Raw genomic sequence first — 16,226 nt, forward strand, 5'->3', positions numbered from 1 at the left:
ATCGTTTGCCGCGATCGTTGTCGAAATGACGCATCTTCGCCGGCACGGGCCCGGCCTTCTGGTGGCAGCGGTGCTCGCCACCGCCGCGACTTTCCTGGGCGCGGTGTGGCCCGTCCTCGGCGTGCCCGTGCTCGCCCTGGCCGGTGGCGCGATGTTCGGTGTTTTCGCACGCCGCACCGGGGACGAGCGATTCACTCCCGGGCTGGCCTCGGCGCAGCAACGATTGCTCGGCGCCGCCATCGTCCTGCTCGGTCTCGGGTTGCCCGTCGGCGCGGTGGTCGGCGTGGGCCGCGGCACGATAGTCGTACTGATCGGCACATTGCTCGTCGGCGCCCTGGCCGCGCTGGTCGTCGGCAGGCTGCTGGCCCTGGACCGGGATTCCGCCATCCTGGTGGCGGTGGGCACCACCATCTGCGGGGCCTCCGCCATCGCCGCCGCCACGGCGGTCATCAAGCCCGACCGCGAGCGGACCGCCTACGCACTCGGCACCATCTTCGTCTTCAATGTGGTCGCGGTGCTGGTCTATCCGCCGCTGGGCCGCCTACTCGGCATGTCCGAGCAGGCATTCGGCCTGTGGGCGGGCACCGCCATCAACGACACGTCCTCGGTGCTCGCCGCCGGCGTGGCGTTCGGATCCGCCGCCGCGCATTTCGCCGTCATCGTCAAGCTGGTGCGCAGTCTGGCGATCATCCCGCTGTGCGTCGGATTGCACTTCGGAGCCCGGCGCGATTCCGGCGTCACGCCACTGTGGCGCACCATTCCGCTGTTCGTGGTGCTGTTCCTCGCCGCGTCGGCCCTCGCCGCCACGGGCGTGATCCGGCCCTCGTGGACGACCGCCCTGAGCCATGTGAGCGCCTGGCTGATCGCCGCCGTCCTGGCCGCCGTCGGCACCACCCTCACGCCGCAGCGCCTACGCACCGCAGGCCATCGCCCCCTGCTCTTCGGCGGCATCCTCTCCGTCATCCTCGGAATCTCCAGCCTCGCGCTGCAATTCGCCACCGGCTGGCGGTGAGCAACATACGAATTGCGGCGGCGGCTCGGCGGACACGGTTGCCGCCACCTACGCCCATACACGTAATCGCGAACCGTCCTGCGGTCGGATGTCGCCGCCGTCGCGCGGGCCTACCGTTGCCCTATGACGTGGAACGAGATGAGCCAGAGCAAATACGTGCGGCTGACCACCTTCAAGAAGGACGGGACGCCGGTCGGCACACCCGTGTGGGTGGCTCCGGATGGTGACCGGATCGTCGTGTGGACCAATCCCGAGACCTGGAAGGTCAAGCGGATCCGCCGCAATCCGGACGTCACGCTGCAGGTCTGCGACGGGCGCGGCCGACCGACGGCAGCGGAGGTCCTGCCGGGCAGCGCGCGCATTCTCGACGCGGACGGCACCCAGCGCGTGCGCGATGTGGTCGCGGACAAGTACGGGATCATCGGCAAGCTCGCCATTCGCGGGCACAAGCTGCTGCGCGGCGCGAACGCGTCCGTCGGGATCGCGATCGCTCCGAAGGCGACAGTCGATCCTGCCTAAGCGGATTCGGCGAGACCGGCCGAGCGCCAGATGTCCGCGAGATCGTCGAGCGGGATCGAGAGCGCCTGTGCCAATGCCACCACCGTGCCGAAAGCCGGCGAGGGCAACCGTCCGGTCTCGATCTTGCGCAGCGTCTCCGGTGAGATCCCGGCGGCGTGGGCGACGTCGGTGAGTTCGCGGTTCGCGCGGGCCGCGCGCAGGGCGGCGCCCAAGCGGCGACCCGACTCGATCTGCGCGGGGGTCAACGGGAGGCGGACCATGCGCTCAGGCTACGGACGGCAGTGCGAGGTCGCAAGACGGATTGGTATTAAAATACCGGCGCAGCTAGGGTGGTATTAAAATACCGGCGCACTGGAGGAATGATGGTCGAGTTGAAGAGTCCCGCGGAGATCGCGCGGATGCGAGTGGCGGGGCGCTTCGTCGCAGACGTGCTCGCCGAGTTGCGCGACCGGGCGCGGGTAGGGGTGAACCTGCTCGACCTGGAAGCCCACGTCCGAGAACGCATCCGCGCGCGCGGAGCCCAGTCCTGCTACTGGGACTACGCGCCCTCGTTCGGGCGAGGACCGTTTCGCAATACCGTCTGCCTGTCGGTGAACGACGCTGTGCTGCACGGACTTCCGTTCGACTATGCCTTGCGCGACGGCGACGTGCTGACCATGGACCTCGCGGTCGGCATCGAAGGCTGGGTCGCGGACGCGGCGACCACGGTCGTGGTCGGCTCGGCCGCCGAGGAGGACGTTCGGCTGGTGCGGGCGACCGAGGAGGCGCTGACCGCGGCGATCACGGTCGCGGTGCCGGGCAACCGGATCGGCGACATCTCCGCCGCCATCGCCGAGGTGGCGCGGGCGTACGGCTATCCGGTGAACACCGAATTCGGCGGTCACGGCCTCGGCCGCACCATGCACGAGGACCCGCACGTGCCCAACGACGGCCGCCCGGGGCGCGGCTATCGGTTGCGCCCCGGACTCACCATCGCGATCGAACCGTGGTTCGCGCGCACCACCGACCGCATCGTCACCGATCCGGATGGCTGGACCATCCGTTCGGCCGACGGCTCCCGCACCGCCCACTCCGAGCACACCATCGCGATCACTCCGGACGGGCCACAGGTGCTGACCGCGGCGTGAGGGTCTAAGTCTCCGACAGCCAGGAAGACAGCTCGTCGGAGGCGCGTAAGTCGTCGGCGATGTACGCGCGTTCCTCGGCGGACAGTTCCATCGCGCGCAACTCCGCCCGGAATCCATCGGCTCCGCCGGGGTCGCCGGTCGCGACGGCGAGTTCGGCGAGCGCCGCCAGTGCCCGCGCCACGTCGAGCCGGGGCGCTTCGCTGCGGAACCGGCCGAGACCGACCTCGAGCACGCGGAACGCGGCCTTGTCGTCGGTCTTGAAATCGCGCAGGATGCGGGCGTTGTCCAGCACTCTGGACAGCCCGTCCAGCTCCTTCGATCCGCCGTACTCCACCTTCGGGGGTTCGTCGCGCTGGATGTAGATCACCTGGTTGCCCGCCGGATCGATGACGGTGAACCGGGACTGCCCCGGCCGGAAGCGGGTGATCCGGGGCAGGCCCTTGGCGGGGATCTTGCCGTAGCGGCTGCGCAGCGCCGCGGAGAAGGCTCGATGCCTGCTCGCGACGTCGTCGACCATCACGAGGCAGCCTGCGCGTTCGGCGGGGATGTCGGAGTCCTTCGGCGCGGGCACGAAGTGCAGGGCGCAACCGTGGTCCTCCACCGCTCCGTAGACGTAGGGACGGGTCTGCTCATGGGTCACCGTGTAGCCCAGCGTCCGGTAGAAGTCGAGCGTGTCGGTCAGGTCGCCGGTCCAGAGTTGCGGTACCGCCGTGTCGGCCATGAAAACTCCCATTTACCTGCGGTAGTCAATTTTGACTAGGTGAGCGTAGCGATGGTTTTCGCCGGAAGTCAAACTTGACTACCATGCGATCTCGGAGCGGAAGGAGTTCGCGATGTCGGTGGTGCGCCTGCTCGTGCTGGGGGTGATGCGCCTGCGTCAGCCCGTGCACGGCTACGCGGTGCGTCAGGAGCTGCTGTCCTGGCGGGCCGAAACCTGGACGAACGTCAAGCCCGGCTCGATCTATCACGCTCTCAAGCAGCTCACCCGCGAGGGCAAGCTGAGCGCGTTCGGCACCCAGACCAGCGACCAGGGCCCTGGGCGCACGCTGTTCGAGCTGACCGAGGCGGGAGAGGCCGAGTTCCGCGGGCTCATGGACGAGGCGCTGGTCAGCATCGATATGGAGGAACTGGGCGCTGCCATCGCCTTCATGGACGCGCTGCCCAGGGCGCACGTCATCGCGAAATTGCGGGAACAGCGCCGCCGCAGCGAGGAAGTGCGCGCCGACCTGCTCGCCATGATCCCGGACTTCCCCGGGCGGTACGAAGCGCCGCACGCGACCGATCTGCTGGAGCTGTGGAGTGGCGTGTTCGAGAACCTGTCGAAGTGGACCGACGGAGTACTGGCGCGTCTGGAAGCGGGGGAGTACCGACTGCCGGAGTGAATGTCCGGCACGAACCCGCGCCTTTCCCGCGTCGCTCACCGCACCGGGATGCGGGATACGCTGCCCGCATGACGAATTCGCTGGACGCCGTCGCCAAGGCCGACTACGTGCTGCTGACCACCTTCCGCAAGGACGGATCGCCCGTCGGCACCGCGGTGTGGGCGGTGTCCGAGAACGGCAAACTGTACGTTTGGACCGTGACCGACAGCTGGAAGGTCAAGCGCTTGCGCCGCAATCCGGCGGTCAGCGTGCAACCGTGCAGCGCGACCGGCAAGCCGCACGGCGCGGTGGTCGAAGGAACCGGACGGATCCTCGATGCCGAGGGCACGGAGCGGGTCCGCAAGCTGCTGCGGCGCAAGTACTGGCTCACCGGTCCCCTCGTCATCCTCGGCAGCAACCTGCGGCGCGGCAAGTCCGGAACCATCGGCATCGAGATCGACCTCGCGGCCTGACCCGCCGCGCTCAGGTCGCCTGGCTGACCGATGACATGTGGAAGTCCGGAATCCGCAAGGGCGGCATCGCGGTCCGGGTGAACCAGTCCTTCCATTCCCGCGGCAGCGTGAGCTCGGTGGCGCCCGCCTCGCTCACCCGCCGGAGCACATCCAGCGGGCTCTCGTTGAACCGGAAGTTGTTCACCGCGGCGGTGACCTCGCCGTTCTCGACGAGATACACCCCGTCCCTGGTGAGACCGGTGAGCAGCAGCGTCGCCGGATCGACCTCACGGATGTACCACAGGGTGGTCAGCAGCAAGCCGCGCTCGGTGCGCGCGATCATGTCGTCGATCGTGGCGTCGGAACCGCCGGTGAGCAGCAGGTTGTCGCCGGGAACCGTGGCGGGTGCGTCGAACTCGGCGGCGGTGGCGCGCGGATAGATCAGCGCGGAGATCACGCCGTCGCGCAGCCAGTCGACGCGCTCCGCGGTCAGGCCGTTGTCGAACACCGACATCGATTCCGACGACGCGGTCGCCGCCACGAACGGCTGGTATTCCAGTCCGGGCGCGTGCGGATCGGAGTAGAGCGTGAGCGGGATATCGCTCAGTCGCTCGCCGACCCGGGTCCCGCCCGCTCGCGCGAACGCCGTGTGGCCTTCCTGCGCGCCCCTGCCCTCCATCGACCAGGCCAGGTAGATCATCAGGTCGGCCACGGTGGAGGGCGGCAGCAGCGTCTCGTAGCGGCCCGCGGGCAGCTCGACCTTGCGCTTGGCCCAGTCCAGGCGGCGGGAAAGGTCCGCGAGCAAGCCGGATACGTCGACGTCGGTGAAGTCCGCGGTACCCACCCCGACCCACGCGCTGGCCAGATCCGCGCCCTCGCCGCGTTTGCCGTTGATCTCCACCGAACCGGTGGGTTGCACGAAGCGGCGCCGGATGCCGGTCGAGGTGCCCAGCCAGGTGGTGTGCATCTGGTGATGGGCGAAGCCGTAGAGGCGGTCGGCGCTGTCGAATCCGGCGGACAGGCCCTCGGCCAGATCGGTGAACACCTCGATGCCGGTGCCGGTCGCCGGGGCGGCCCAGTCTTGGTCGACGGTGTCGGGCTCCAGCAGCGGCATCGCGTCGCGCGCGGGTTCGGCGCCGCGCGCGGCCTCCTCGCTGGCGCGCACGACGGCCTCGATGTCGTCGGGGTCGACGCTGGACGAGGCGATGGTGCCGACGCGGGCCAGCGTGGGCCCCTCGCGGAACACCGAGATCACCGCCCATTTACGCGACACCGACGACCCGTTGGTGGTCATGGAGTTGCCCGCCCAGCGCAGTGACGCCTCGTGCTCGTCACGGACGATCACCATGGCCTCGTCGGCGCGCGACAGCGCCAGCGCGCGCTCCACGGTCACGCCGGCGGGGAACAGATCGTCGCTCACTGGCCTGCCTCCGTCCGGGTGTTGAGAATGTTGACGCCGCGCACCAGGACCGACGGGCAGCCGTGGCTGACCGCGGCGACCTGGCCCGGCTGCGCTTTCCCGCAGTTGAACGCGCCACCGAGCTGCCAGGTCGACGGCCCGCCGACCGCTTCCATCGCGCCCCAGAAGTCGGTGGTGGTGGCCTGGTAGGCGACATCGCGCACCTGGCCGTCGAGCTTGCCGCCGCGGATGCGGAAGAACCGCTGGCCGGTGAACTGGAAGTTGTAGCGCTGCATGTCGATCGACCAGGACCGGTCGCCGACGATGTAGAGGCCGTCGTCCACCCGGGAGATGAGTTCCTCGGTGCTGGTATCGCGGTCGGGATCCGGTTGCAGTGACACGTTGGCCATGCGCTGGATCGGCACGTGATGCGCCGAATCCGCGTACGAGCAGCCGTTGGACCGCTCCAGGCCGAGGCGCGGCGCGAACACCCGGTCCAGTTGATAGCCGACCAGGATGCCGTCGCGGACCAGATCCCAGCGCTGCCCGGCGACGCCCTCGTCGTCGTAGCCGACCGTGGCCAGCCCGTGCGACTCGGTGCGGTCACCGGTCACGTGCATGATCGGCGTGCCGTAGCGCAGTGACCCGAGCTGGTCCGGAGTGGCGAACGAGGTTCCCGCGTAAGCGGACTCGTAGCCGATGGCGCGGTCGTACTCGGTGGCGTGGCCGATGGATTCGTGGATGGTCAGCCACAGGTTGGTCGGATCGATGACGAGGTCGGTCGGCCCGGCCTGCACGCTGGGCGCCTTCACCTTCTCGGCCAGCCACTCCGGAATCCGGGCCAGTTCGCCGTCCCAGTCCCACATGCCGTCGGCCCCGGTGACGTACTCCCATCCGCGGCCGACCGGTGCGGCGAGCGTGCGCATGGTCTCGAACACACCTGCCGACGCGTCCACGGTGATCGCTTCGAGGCTCGGGTGCAGCCGCACCCGTTGCTGGACGATCGAGGAGCCCGCGGTGTCGGCGTAGAAGGTCTGCTCCTTGACCTGCAACACGCTCGCGGTGACGTGATCCACTCCGTCGGCGTGCGACAGGCGCTCCGAATAGTCCTGCAGCAGCGCGACCTTCTCGCCGGTCGGGACGGCGAACGGGTCGACATCGTAGGCCGACACCCAGCGCGCGTCGGCGTAACGCGGCTCGTCGGCCAGCTCGACGCGTTCGCGGTTGAGTGCCCGCAGCGTGGTCGCGACCGTGACGGCGGTGCGCGCCACTTCGGCGGCGGTACCGGGCGTGAGCGCGGCGTGCGACGCGAAACCCCATGTGCCGTCCACGATCACCCGCACGGCGAAGCCGAGTTCGGTGCTGTCGGTGACGGCCTCCACGCGCCCGTCGCGCAACCGGATCGATTGGGTCACCAGGCGGTGCACCCGCAGGTCGGCGTGCTCGGCACCGGCCGCCGTGGCCGCGGCCAGTGCGGCGTCGGCGAGCGCGGCCAGTGGCAGGCCGAGGAACTCGGCGTCCACGTCTCTGGAAGTCGCGATGCTCACCCGCACCAACCTAGTCGGTCTCGCCGCGCGTGCGCGGTGATCACACGCCGTGCGACAGCGCATCGGGTGCCGATTCGCGCGCGATGCGTAGTGGCGCTGGGTGAACGGCGCGCGCGACACTCGGGCTTTACCGCGTGTTGCTCGCCGGATGCCGTACTGTGCCCGCGTGCCGCCATCCGCCCTCCGTGACCGTAAACGCGAACGTACCCGCCGAGCCATTCTGGAAGCCGCAGCCGAGCTGTTCGAGACGAGCGGCTACGAGGAGACCACGGTGGCCGACATCGCCGCGGCGGCGGACGTCGGCACACGCACGTTCTTCAACTATTTCGCGAGCAAGGAAGAGCTGCTCTTCCCGGAATCCGACGAGCGGGTGCGCGCCGCGGTGGCGGCCATCGCCAGCAGACGTCCGGGCGAACGGCCGGTGGAGGTCGTGCTGCGCGGGCTGCGCGCGGCGGGTGACAACCCCGGCGAGCACCTCGTCGACGACCTCCATGCCCGGATCGGGGCGCTGCGCGCCCAGGTGTCGCGGACGGTGCCCGCGGTGAGCGGCCGCGCCGCGCACGCCCAGCTGGTCACTCAACGCGAGATCGCCAGGCAGTTGCACAAGGCGTTCCCCGCCGAGCTCGACGAGGTCGGCGCCGCCGCGTTGGTCGGCGCGGTCGTCGGTGCGGTGTCGGGTGCGTTGACGGTGCTGTTCCAGCGACCGGTGGCGGGAGCCGAGGACGGCGAGCGCCTGCAGCGGGAGATCCACGAGACCACCTCGCGGGTGCTGCAACCGTGGCTGGCCACCCAGCACCCCCAACCGGTGGGCTGATCAGCCGAACTGCTGCCAGCCCAAGCGGATCACCATCCCGATCACCACCACCAGCAGCACGACGCGGACGAACTCGGCGCCCTTCCGCAGCGCCATGCGCGCGCCGACCACGGCACCGAGGACATTCGCGACGGCCATCCCCGCGCCGAGTGCCAAGAGAATGTGCCCGGTCGCCCCGAAGAAGAGCAGAGCGCCGAGGTTGGAGCCGCAGTTGATCACCTTCGCCATCGCGGCGGCCCGCACGAACTCGGTCCCGAGCAGGGTCGCGAAGGTGATGATCAAGAACGTCCCGGTGCCGGGCCCGAGCAAGCCGTCATAGAAGCCGATCAACCCGGCCGCCAACGCCACCGTGAGGACGACCTTCCGCCTGGTGGGTGGATGCGTGGCCAGGGTGACGCCGATCGACGGACGCAGCGTGACCACGACCGCGACACCGACCAGCACCACCATGACGATCGGAATGAACAGTTCCCGGTCGATCAGCGAGACCGCGGCCGCGCCCAGTGCCGCCGCCCCCGCGGCGATCACCGCCGCGGGCAGCAGCACCCGCCAGCGCATCGGCACCTTGCGAGCGAAGGTCAGCACCGAGGCGCTGGTCCCGGCGACCGCGGCGAGCTTGTTGGTGCCCAGCGCGGTCTGCGGCGCGATCCATGGGGCCACCACGAACAACGTCGGCAGCACGATCAGCCCGCCGCCCCCCACCACCGCGTCCACCCAGCCCGCCGCCGTCGCCGCGGTCAACAAAACCGCCCAGTCTCCGATCTCCACCCGGTCAGACAACCAGACCGCGGATCCGGACCCTGCCCGGTGCCGGGGACGGGCAGTCGTCGGCTGGGCCGGGTCGCCCGCGTGCCGAGGCCACCTACTCTGATCCGGTGCGTCGTTTCAGTCTGTGGCTCCGGGGCAAGCCCGTCGTGGCCGACTCGGCGCTGGCGGCGATCTTCGTGCTGCTCGAGATCATCGGGGTGGGGAACGCGCACAACAAGCTCGCCTACCTGGCCATCGGGGTGCTGCTTCCGCTGCCGCTCGCCCTGCGGCGGGTGTATCCCCGGGCCATGGCGGCGGCTACTTTGGCGTTGTCGCTGACCGAGACGCTGGTCGGCTTCCTGGTCCAGGACGACGCGGACCACATCGCACAGCTGTCCCACGGCATCATGCTGTACACGCTGGTCGCTTACGTCGGCAGGCGGGACGGACTGTGGTACGGGCTCGGCCTGGTGGTGGATCTCGTGCTCTCGATCGTCGCGATCGGCAAGCCGTCCGGGTCCGACAGCGTGTTCACCGCCATGTTCTACGCCTTGTGCTGGACGCTCGCGGAGTTCATCGGCGCGCGGCACGCCTACGACGCCGAGGTGGCGGCCCGGCTCGCGGTCGCCGACTACGACAAGGAACGTCGCGCGCACGACGCCGTCGCGGCCGAACGCACCCGCATCGCGCGGGAACTGCACGACGTGGTCGCCCACGCGGTGAGTGTGATCATCGTGCAGGCCGACGGGGCGAAGTACGCGCTGCGCCGCGACCCGGACGCGGCCGAGCAGGCGCTCGCCACCATCGCGAGCACCGGCCGAGAGGCGCTGCGCGAACTGCGCAGAACCGTGGCCCTGCTGCGCACGGAGCACGCGCCCGACCAGTTGCCCCAGCACGGCACCGCGGGCATCGCCAAGGTCGTGGAGATGATGCGCGGCACCGGCCTGGCCGTCGAGCTGGAATTGACCGGCGAACTCGACGACATCGCGCCGGAGGTCAGTCTCGGCGTGCACCGCATCGTGCAGGAATCGCTGACCAACACGCTGCGGCATGCCGGTCCGCATCCGAAGGCGTGGGTGCGGGTGCGCCGCACCGATGCCGACGTGCTGATCGACGTCACGGACACCGGTGGGGCGTCGCCGACGGAACCGGGCGCGCGCATCCAGGGCAGCGGTCTCGGCTTGGTGGGGATGCGTGAACGCGTCGCCGTGCTCGGCGGCAGCCTGGACGCGGGCCGCCACGCGGACGGAGCCTGGCGGGTGCACGCCAGCATCCCGCTGCGTTCCGACCCGGCGGACTGAACGAGCCGCCCGGCCGCTCGTTGCGTGAAAAGTAATGAGCAGCAGTGGAATTCGGCCCATGTCGACCGGTAGGCGAGACCGGCGCCGCAGCTGCCGCCCGGCGCGGCGAAGCGGCCACGTTACATTGGGGAACGTGCCGATCACCGTGCTCGTCGTCGATGACCAGGAACTCATGCGGATGGGATTGAAGATGGTGCTCGGCGCGCACCCGGACATCGAAGTGATCGGCGAGGCGGCCAACGGCGCGGCCGCGGTCACCACGGCGGCGGAACTGCGTCCCGACGTGGTGCTGATGGACGTGCGGATGCCCGTGGTGGACGGGGTCGTCGCCACGACCCGCATCGTGGAGGCCGGGCACGGCAGCCGGGTGCTCGTCATGACGACCTTCGATCTCGACGAGCACGCGCTCGGCGCGCTGCGGGCGGGGGCGAGCGGATTCCTGTTGAAGGACACCCCGCCGGAGGATCTCGTCTCGGCCATCCGCAGCGTCGCCGCCGGTGACGCCGTGGTGTCGCCGAAGGTCACCAAACGTCTGCTGGACCGGCTCATCGCGGAGAACCCGGCGCGCACCCGCGACCCGGGCGTGCTCGATGTGCTCACCGCCCGCGAACGTGAGGTGCTCGAGCAGATCGCGGCAGGCCGCTCCAACGCGGAGATCGCCGAGCAGTTGTACCTCTCGGAGGCCACGGTCAAGACACACGTGGGCCGGGTGCTGACCAAACTCGGTCTGCGCGATCGGGTTCAGGCAGTCGTGCTCGCCTACGAGACCGGGCTGGTGCGGCCGGGCGGATGACGGCGCGGGCTCTCAGCGACCTATCAGGCGAATCAGGGAGAAAAAACTGGGCGCGAGACGTTGACCGGGGTAGATCGTCCGAAAGGATCGCCATGCCCGCCTTGTTGTTCGTGCTGTACGTCGTCGTGGAAATCGCCGCGCTGGTCACGGTCGGTCAGCTGATCGGCGCGTTGCCGACCATTCTGCTGCTGATCGCCGGATCGGGAGCGGGCATGCTGCTGGTCGGTTCGCAGGGGCGGCGGGTGTTCGAGCAGTTCCGCCGGGCCGCGCGCGGGGAAGTGGCGCCAGGGACCGCCGTGGCGGACGGCGCCCTGGTCGCGGCGGGCGGTGTGCTGATGTTCGTACCCGGCCTGGTCACCTCGCTGTTCGGTCTGCTCCTGCTGCTGCCGCCCACGCGGTTGCCGGCGCGTCCAGTGCTGGCGGCCTTCGCCGCACGGCGCTTCGGCAAGCTGGTCGCGACCGGGCCTTACCGTGGGGTCGTCGTCGACGGTGGTGACGTGGTGGACGGCGTCGTCGTGGGGCAGTGGTACGACGACGGTCAGGGCAACGCGCGCCGCGCGATCCCCTCGGCCTGAGTGAACTCGCCGCACCCGGTTCCGTGTCGCGCCGCGAAGGGCTATCGTGACGCGATGACCACCGAGCAACTCACCGTGACGGTGAGCGAAGAGCTGGCCGCCGCGGTGAAACGGGCGGCCGCCGCTGCGGGACAGTCGATTTCCGGATTCACGGCCGCGGCGCTGCGGCTGGAGCTGATCGCCGTGGAGGCGGGCTGCCTGCCCGCGGCGGCCGGGAGAACCGGCGGTACGCCGCCGGAATACGCGGAGGTGATGGCGGTGCTCGCGCAACCGGAGGATCTGGACCGCCACTCCGTGCTGAACGCCTGACCGAAACCGCCGAATCGGGCATGGGGCAGACTGGTGCCTCGTGAGTACCCAGTTGCTGATCGGCGGCCGTTTCTACAGTGCCAGTTCACCCGACGCCACGGCGATGGCGGTGAGCGACGGAACCGTCGTCTGGCTGGGCGCCGAGCAACCCGGACGGGCGCTGCATCCGGATGCCGAGATCGTCGACCTCCACGGCGCCTTCGTCGCGCCCGCGTTCGTCGATCCGCATGTGCACGTCACCGCGCTGGGCCTGAAGCTGACCGGGCTCGACCTGTCGGCCGCCCGGTCGCTCGAACACTGCCTGCGGCTGCTGCGGGAGTTCGCCGAGGCGCACCCCGACGGCGCGGTACTGGGTGACGGCTGGGACGAGACCACCTGGCCGGAGGGACGGCCGCCCACCGTCGAGGAGATCGACGCGGCGGCGGGTGCGGGCAGGCAGGTCTATCTCTCGCGCGTGGACGCGCACTCCGCGGTGGCGTCCTCGGCGCTGCTGAACGCGCTGCCCGGGCTGGCGGCGACCGACGGATTCACCCGAGGCGAGCCCGTGCGTGCCGCCGCCCACCACTTGGTGCGCGCCGCCGCGCTCGCTGGATTGACTCGGGCACAACGGGATCGAGCGCGCGCCGCAGCGCTGGACCATGCCGCCGCGCGCGGTGTCGTCGCGGTCCACGAATGCGCGGGGCCGGAGATCGCGGGCCGTGACGACGTCCGCGAACTGCTCGAATTCGAGCACGGCGTCCAGGTGCGGGCCTACTGGGGCGAGGCGGTGCGCAGCGCCGAGCAGGCTCGCGCCCTGATCGGCGAACTCGGCGTGCACGCACTCGGCGGCGACCTGTTCGTCGACGGCTCCTTCGGATCGCGCACCGCGTGGCTGCGCGCACCCTACTCCGACGAATCCGGCTGCGGCCGAAGCTATCTCGATGTCGAGGCGATCGCGAATCACGTCCGCGCCTGCACCGTCGCGGGCATCCAGGCCGGATTCCACGTGATCGGCGACGCCGCAATGGATGCCGTGGTCGCCGGTGTCGAACGGGTGGTCGCCGAACTCGGCGGTCCCGCCGTAGCGGCGCTGGGGCATCGCGTCGAACACGCCGAGCTCGTCGATGCCGAGCACATCTCCCGCCTGGCCCGCTGGGGCGTGATCGCCAGTGTGCAGCCGGGATTCGACGCCGCGTGGGGCGGAACCGACGGCATGTACGCGGCGCGGCTCGGCGCGGAGCGCGCCGCGGCGCTGAACCCGTTCGCCGCCATGGCCTCCGCGGGCGTGGCCCTGGCGATCGGTTCCGACGCCCCGGTCACCGCGCTCGATCCGTGGGCGGCGGTGCGTGCCGCCGCCGGGCACCGCACGCCCGGCCACGCCCTGTCCCCGCGGGCCGCCTTCGCCGCGGCAACGCGCGGCGCGTGGCGCGCGGGCGGAGTTCGCGACGGGGTGGCGGGCACACTGGTCCCCGGGGCGCCCGCCTCCTATGCGATCTGGGATGCCGGCGAACTGGTCGTCAGCGCGGCTGCCGACTCGGTGCAGCGCTGGTCCACCGACCCGCGGTCGCGCGTCCCTGGGTTGCCCGCGCTGGAGCCGGGCGCGCCGCTGCCCACGTGCCTGCGCACCGTGCACCGGGGAGTGACTATCTATGCGAAGTGAGCGCGCGATGGTGGAGTCCGCGACGGCTCCCGGCCGTCTCGTGCCCGGCGTTCGGGTGCGCGGGGCGGCTCGTGAGCGGCTCGGCTCGGGCCGGGCGTACAACACCCCTTGCCGAGTGCACTCTGTTCGTCCACGGCGGTCCGATGTGGCACTGCGTGCCAGTACTCCATCTTCTCCGTTTGCCGGACGCTCTCCAGTGTACCGCGGCGCCACCGCGGATCGGTGCGTGAGCCAGCCGCATAACCGAGCGTGGCGGCTCGCGATTTCGTACGCACCGGCTGGAACGCTCCGGTCTGTTCGACGGAGCGTGAGCGGAGAACCGATATCGCGTGCGCGGCGGCTAACGATTCAGTGGGGCCCGGCGATGAAAATATGGATACCCGATGACTCGCGTATCCGCCGTTTTCCGGCCCTCGCTCCCGGTCGGTCGGCCGTGTGGTGTGAATACACCCCCGGGCGAGTCGATCGGTTGGGCGAGTCGCGTGCGCGCACTCGAAGCATGGCGGACTTGATATTCCGTGTGATAAACATCACGTCCATTGCTGGGTCGAGGTTTGTCGAGCGGCGTAGGACGGACTCGGACCGCTGGACGGCTCGGTTGTCGACCGCCGACTGGCGAGGGCCTGCGCGATGGCGGACGGTGGCCGAGTGATGGTGCGAGAGCGAATGCTCGCGTCGGTGCGGCAGGCGTCCGCGGTGGCGCGCAATCATCCGGTGGCGACGCGGTCGGTGGCGGCGGTCGTCGCGGGCTTGTTGCTGTTCGGCAGCTTCCCGCCCAGGCCGTGGTGGTTTCTCGCCCCTTTGGGCGTGGCGGTGCTCACGCTCACCGTACGCGGCGACGGCCGGCTGCGGGCGGGCTTCGGCTACGGATTTCTGGCCGGGCTGGCGTTTTTCGTCCCGCTGCTGCCGTGGACCGGCATCTACGTCGGACCGCTGCCGTGGCTGGCGCTGTCCACCGCCTGCGCGGTCTACCTCGGCGTCTTCGGCGTGCTCGGGCGGTTGGTCGGCGCGTTGCCCGGCTGGCCGCTGTGGGTGGCACTGGCCTGGGCCGCGGCGGAGTGGGGCAGGTCCAGCTTCCCGTTCGGTGGTTTTCCCTGGGGCCGTTTGGCCTTCGGTCAGGCCGACGGCTGGTTCCTGTCACTGGCGGCGATCGGCGGCGCCCCGCTGGTCGGGTTCGCCGTCGCGCTCACCGGAACCGGGCTGGCCGCGTTGGGCTCCGTGTTGTGGTCGGTGCGTACCACGGATGACGGGCGCGAAACCATGGTCTCCGAGAACGGTGCGCCCGAGTCGACCGCCGTGAGCGGACCCGTCCCGGCGACCCGACTGGGATACGCCGCTGTGGCTTTCGCCGTCTTTATCATGCCGCTCAGCGGTCTGCTGCTCCGGTCGGCTCTGCCAGATCCGGACGCGGGCGACCGAACGGTCACGGTCGCGGCGATCCAGGGCAGCGTGCCCCGCCTCGGACTGGACTTCAACGAACAGCGGCGGGCCGTGCTGGACAATCACGTCCGGCGCACCGAAGAACTGGCCGACGAGGTGGCGGCGGGCCGCGCGCCGCGCCCGGATGTGGTGATCTGGCCGGAGAACTCCTCCGACATCGATCCTTTGCGCAACGCCGACGCCGCCGCCCTGATCACCGCCGCCTCCGAGCGCATCGGCGCACCCATTCTGGTCGGCGCCGTGCTGATCAACCCGGACCGGACGACGACCAACTCGGTGATGGTGTGGAACGGCGCGGCGGGTCCGGGAGACCGGCACGACAAGAAGATCATCCAGCCTTTCGGCGAGTATCTGCCGATGCGGAGTTTCTTCCGGCATTTCTCCGAATACGCCGATCGGGCGGGGTATTTCGTACCGGGAAATGGTGACGGAGTTGTGCACGCGGCGGGTATAGACATCGGCGTGGCGACGTGCTACGAGGTCGCTTTCGATCGCTCGTTCGAGGACGCGATGCGCGCGGGCGCCCAACTGCTCACCGTGCCGACGAACAACGCGACCTTCGGCGACAGCGAGATGACCTATCAGCAGCTGGCCATGTCCCGCGTTCGCGCCGTCGAACACGGCAGAGCGCTGGTCGTCGCGGCCACGTCGGGTGTCAGCGCCATCATCGCCGCCGACGGCAGTGTGCGGCAGGAATCGGCGTTGTTCGTGCCCGCGGCTCTGGTCTCCGCGCTTCCGTTGCGCAACGACACCACTCTCGCAACACGAATCGGGCCCGCGCCGGAGCGAGTTTTCGTTATCCTGACGGCTGCCGCCGCGCTGGCCGCGGCCCTCCGGCGGCGATCTGTTACCCGCGTGGACGAGCGAACCGGTCGTCGAGCCGTCGACGACCGATAGATCCTGTCGAACCAGCTTTTACCGAACACTCGGTTTGTTCTCGCCCCTACCGCCCCGAAAACGAAGGTGCGTAGTAAAGTTGCGCGCCGTTCGCCAGACAACTGAAGCGATCTGCGGAGTAGCATCGAACAGTCTGGTCAGGGCCCGTTTTGCTTCGGTTCGACCTAGTTGAGTCGCAATGTTTGCGGAAATGTAACCAACCAAAGTGGCCTTCTGCCAAGGACGTTGGATGTGAAACAAATCCAAAACGTCGGCAATCCGGCTGATGCGACGCTCCGAATCATAGGGCGTGGA

General features: G+C 69.8%; 17 protein-coding genes. 12 read left to right on the forward strand and 5 right to left on the reverse strand.

Annotation, left to right across the window (positions count from 1 at the left end):
• The first annotated feature begins 25 nt into the window (after nt 1–25).
• Nucleotides 26–1,012 (forward strand): YeiH family protein, encoded by a 987-nt coding sequence (locus ACWESM_RS09115; RefSeq protein ID WP_452491234.1) that lies wholly within the window; start codon nt 26–28, stop codon nt 1,010–1,012.
• A 123-nt stretch (nt 1,013–1,135) separates the two neighbouring features.
• Entirely contained in the window at nt 1,136–1,531 is a 396-nt protein-coding gene (locus ACWESM_RS09120; RefSeq protein ID WP_356962108.1) for a PPOX class F420-dependent oxidoreductase, read from the forward strand.
• Here the strand turns inward: ACWESM_RS09120 and ACWESM_RS09125 are convergent.
• Nucleotides 1,528–1,791, reverse strand: coding sequence for a helix-turn-helix domain-containing protein (locus ACWESM_RS09125; RefSeq protein WP_356962109.1), 264 nt, complete (start codon nt 1,789–1,791; stop codon nt 1,528–1,530). The genes ACWESM_RS09120 and ACWESM_RS09125 overlap by 4 nt on opposite strands.
• A gap of 102 nt (nt 1,792–1,893) precedes the next feature.
• Here ACWESM_RS09125 and map point away from each other — a divergent pair, with 102 nt between their 5' ends.
• Nucleotides 1,894–2,658 carry a type I methionyl aminopeptidase gene (gene map / locus ACWESM_RS09130; protein WP_452491446.1) on the forward strand — a complete coding sequence of 255 codons (765 nt, stop codon included), beginning with the start codon at nt 1,894–1,896 and terminating at the stop codon, nt 2,656–2,658.
• 4 nt (nt 2,659–2,662) lie between these two features.
• Here the strand turns inward: map and ACWESM_RS09135 are convergent, their stop codons facing one another.
• Nucleotides 2,663–3,379 carry a glyoxalase gene (locus tag ACWESM_RS09135; RefSeq protein ID WP_397278958.1) on the reverse strand — a complete coding sequence of 239 codons (717 nt, stop codon included), beginning with the start codon at nt 3,377–3,379 and terminating at the stop codon, nt 2,663–2,665.
• 112 nt (nt 3,380–3,491) lie between these two features.
• Here ACWESM_RS09135 and ACWESM_RS09140 point away from each other — a divergent pair, with 112 nt between their 5' ends.
• Nucleotides 3,492–4,040, forward strand: coding sequence for a PadR family transcriptional regulator (locus tag ACWESM_RS09140; protein ID WP_355077641.1), 549 nt, complete (start codon nt 3,492–3,494; stop codon nt 4,038–4,040).
• A gap of 68 nt (nt 4,041–4,108) precedes the next feature.
• Nucleotides 4,109–4,492 (forward strand): PPOX class F420-dependent oxidoreductase, encoded by a 384-nt coding sequence (locus ACWESM_RS09145; protein ID WP_397077305.1) that lies wholly within the window; start codon nt 4,109–4,111, stop codon nt 4,490–4,492.
• Nucleotides 4,493–4,502: 10 nt separating this feature from the next.
• Here ACWESM_RS09145 and ACWESM_RS09150 read toward each other — a convergent pair whose 3' ends face one another.
• Together ACWESM_RS09150 and ACWESM_RS09155 are read right to left on the reverse strand one after the other, a co-directional pair.
• The gene (locus tag ACWESM_RS09150; RefSeq protein WP_364428578.1) at nt 4,503–5,819 is read right to left on the reverse strand and encodes a metallopeptidase TldD-related protein; all 1,317 of its coding nucleotides are present in this window, start codon (nt 5,817–5,819) and stop codon (nt 4,503–4,505) included.
• A 68-nt stretch (nt 5,820–5,887) separates the two neighbouring features.
• Complete coding sequence (locus ACWESM_RS09155; protein WP_397278954.1) at nt 5,888–7,417, reverse strand: TldD/PmbA family protein; 1,530 nt, start codon at nt 7,415–7,417, stop codon at nt 5,888–5,890.
• 166 nt (nt 7,418–7,583) lie between these two features.
• On the opposite strand from ACWESM_RS09155, the gene ACWESM_RS09160 reads away from it, so the two are divergent.
• Nucleotides 7,584–8,231: a TetR/AcrR family transcriptional regulator gene (locus ACWESM_RS09160; protein WP_452491235.1), complete on the forward strand. Its 648-nt coding sequence runs from the start codon at nt 7,584–7,586 to the stop codon at nt 8,229–8,231.
• Here the strand turns inward: ACWESM_RS09160 and ACWESM_RS09165 are convergent, their stop codons facing one another.
• On the reverse strand, nt 8,232–8,999 hold the full coding sequence (locus ACWESM_RS09165; protein ID WP_355077647.1) for a TSUP family transporter: 768 nt from the start codon (nt 8,997–8,999) through the stop codon (nt 8,232–8,234). It abuts the gene before it with no gap.
• A 107-nt stretch (nt 9,000–9,106) separates the two neighbouring features.
• Between ACWESM_RS09165 and ACWESM_RS09170 the strand changes: the two genes are divergently transcribed.
• The 6 genes from ACWESM_RS09170 to lnt all read left to right on the forward strand — a co-directional run bounded on the left by ACWESM_RS09170 (nt 9,107) and on the right by lnt (nt 15,932).
• On the forward strand, nt 9,107–10,279 hold the full coding sequence (locus ACWESM_RS09170) for a sensor histidine kinase (protein WP_364428189.1): 1,173 nt from the start codon (nt 9,107–9,109) through the stop codon (nt 10,277–10,279).
• A gap of 133 nt (nt 10,280–10,412) precedes the next feature.
• Nucleotides 10,413–11,072, forward strand: coding sequence for a response regulator (locus tag ACWESM_RS09175; protein WP_039798341.1), 660 nt, complete (start codon nt 10,413–10,415; stop codon nt 11,070–11,072).
• Nucleotides 11,073–11,164: 92 nt separating this feature from the next.
• A complete protein-coding gene (locus ACWESM_RS09180; RefSeq protein ID WP_364428185.1) occupies nt 11,165–11,647 on the forward strand; it encodes an FxsA family protein in 483 nt (160 codons plus the stop codon).
• 54 nt (nt 11,648–11,701) lie between these two features.
• Nucleotides 11,702–11,956: a hypothetical protein gene (locus ACWESM_RS09185; RefSeq protein ID WP_356962121.1), complete on the forward strand. Its 255-nt coding sequence runs from the start codon at nt 11,702–11,704 to the stop codon at nt 11,954–11,956.
• Nucleotides 11,957–11,996: 40 nt separating this feature from the next.
• Entirely contained in the window at nt 11,997–13,595 is a 1,599-nt protein-coding gene (locus ACWESM_RS09190) for an amidohydrolase (protein WP_364428179.1), read from the forward strand.
• A gap of 666 nt (nt 13,596–14,261) precedes the next feature.
• Complete coding sequence (gene lnt, locus ACWESM_RS09195) at nt 14,262–15,932, forward strand: apolipoprotein N-acyltransferase (RefSeq protein ID WP_452491448.1); 1,671 nt, start codon at nt 14,262–14,264, stop codon at nt 15,930–15,932.
• Nucleotides 15,933–16,226: the final 294 nt, after the last annotated feature.

The organism is Nocardia sp. NPDC003999, assembly GCF_053604885.1.

Bases quoted from the DNA above. Each gene is read 5' to 3' on its own strand.
- ACWESM_RS09115 (WP_452491234.1), top strand. From the start codon at position 26: ATGACGCATCTTCGCCGGCACGGGCCCGGCCTTCTGGTGGCAGCGGTG.
- ACWESM_RS09120 (WP_356962108.1), top strand. From the start codon at position 1,136: ATGACGTGGAACGAGATGAGCCAGAGCAAATACGTGCGGCTGACCACC.
- ACWESM_RS09125 (WP_356962109.1), bottom strand. From the start codon at position 1,791: ATGGTCCGCCTCCCGTTGACCCCCGCGCAGATCGAGTCGGGTCGCCGC.
- map (WP_452491446.1), top strand. From the start codon at position 1,894: ATGGTCGAGTTGAAGAGTCCCGCGGAGATCGCGCGGATGCGAGTGGCG.
- ACWESM_RS09135 (WP_397278958.1), bottom strand. From the start codon at position 3,379: ATGGCCGACACGGCGGTACCGCAACTCTGGACCGGCGACCTGACCGAC.
- ACWESM_RS09140 (WP_355077641.1), top strand. From the start codon at position 3,492: ATGTCGGTGGTGCGCCTGCTCGTGCTGGGGGTGATGCGCCTGCGTCAG.
- ACWESM_RS09145 (WP_397077305.1), top strand. From the start codon at position 4,109: ATGACGAATTCGCTGGACGCCGTCGCCAAGGCCGACTACGTGCTGCTG.
- ACWESM_RS09150 (WP_364428578.1), bottom strand. From the start codon at position 5,819: ATGGTGATCGTCCGTGACGAGCACGAGGCGTCACTGCGCTGGGCGGGC.
- ACWESM_RS09180 (WP_364428185.1), top strand. From the start codon at position 11,165: ATGCCCGCCTTGTTGTTCGTGCTGTACGTCGTCGTGGAAATCGCCGCG.
- ACWESM_RS09185 (WP_356962121.1), top strand. From the start codon at position 11,702: ATGACCACCGAGCAACTCACCGTGACGGTGAGCGAAGAGCTGGCCGCC.
- lnt (WP_452491448.1), top strand. From the start codon at position 14,262: ATGCTCGCGTCGGTGCGGCAGGCGTCCGCGGTGGCGCGCAATCATCCG.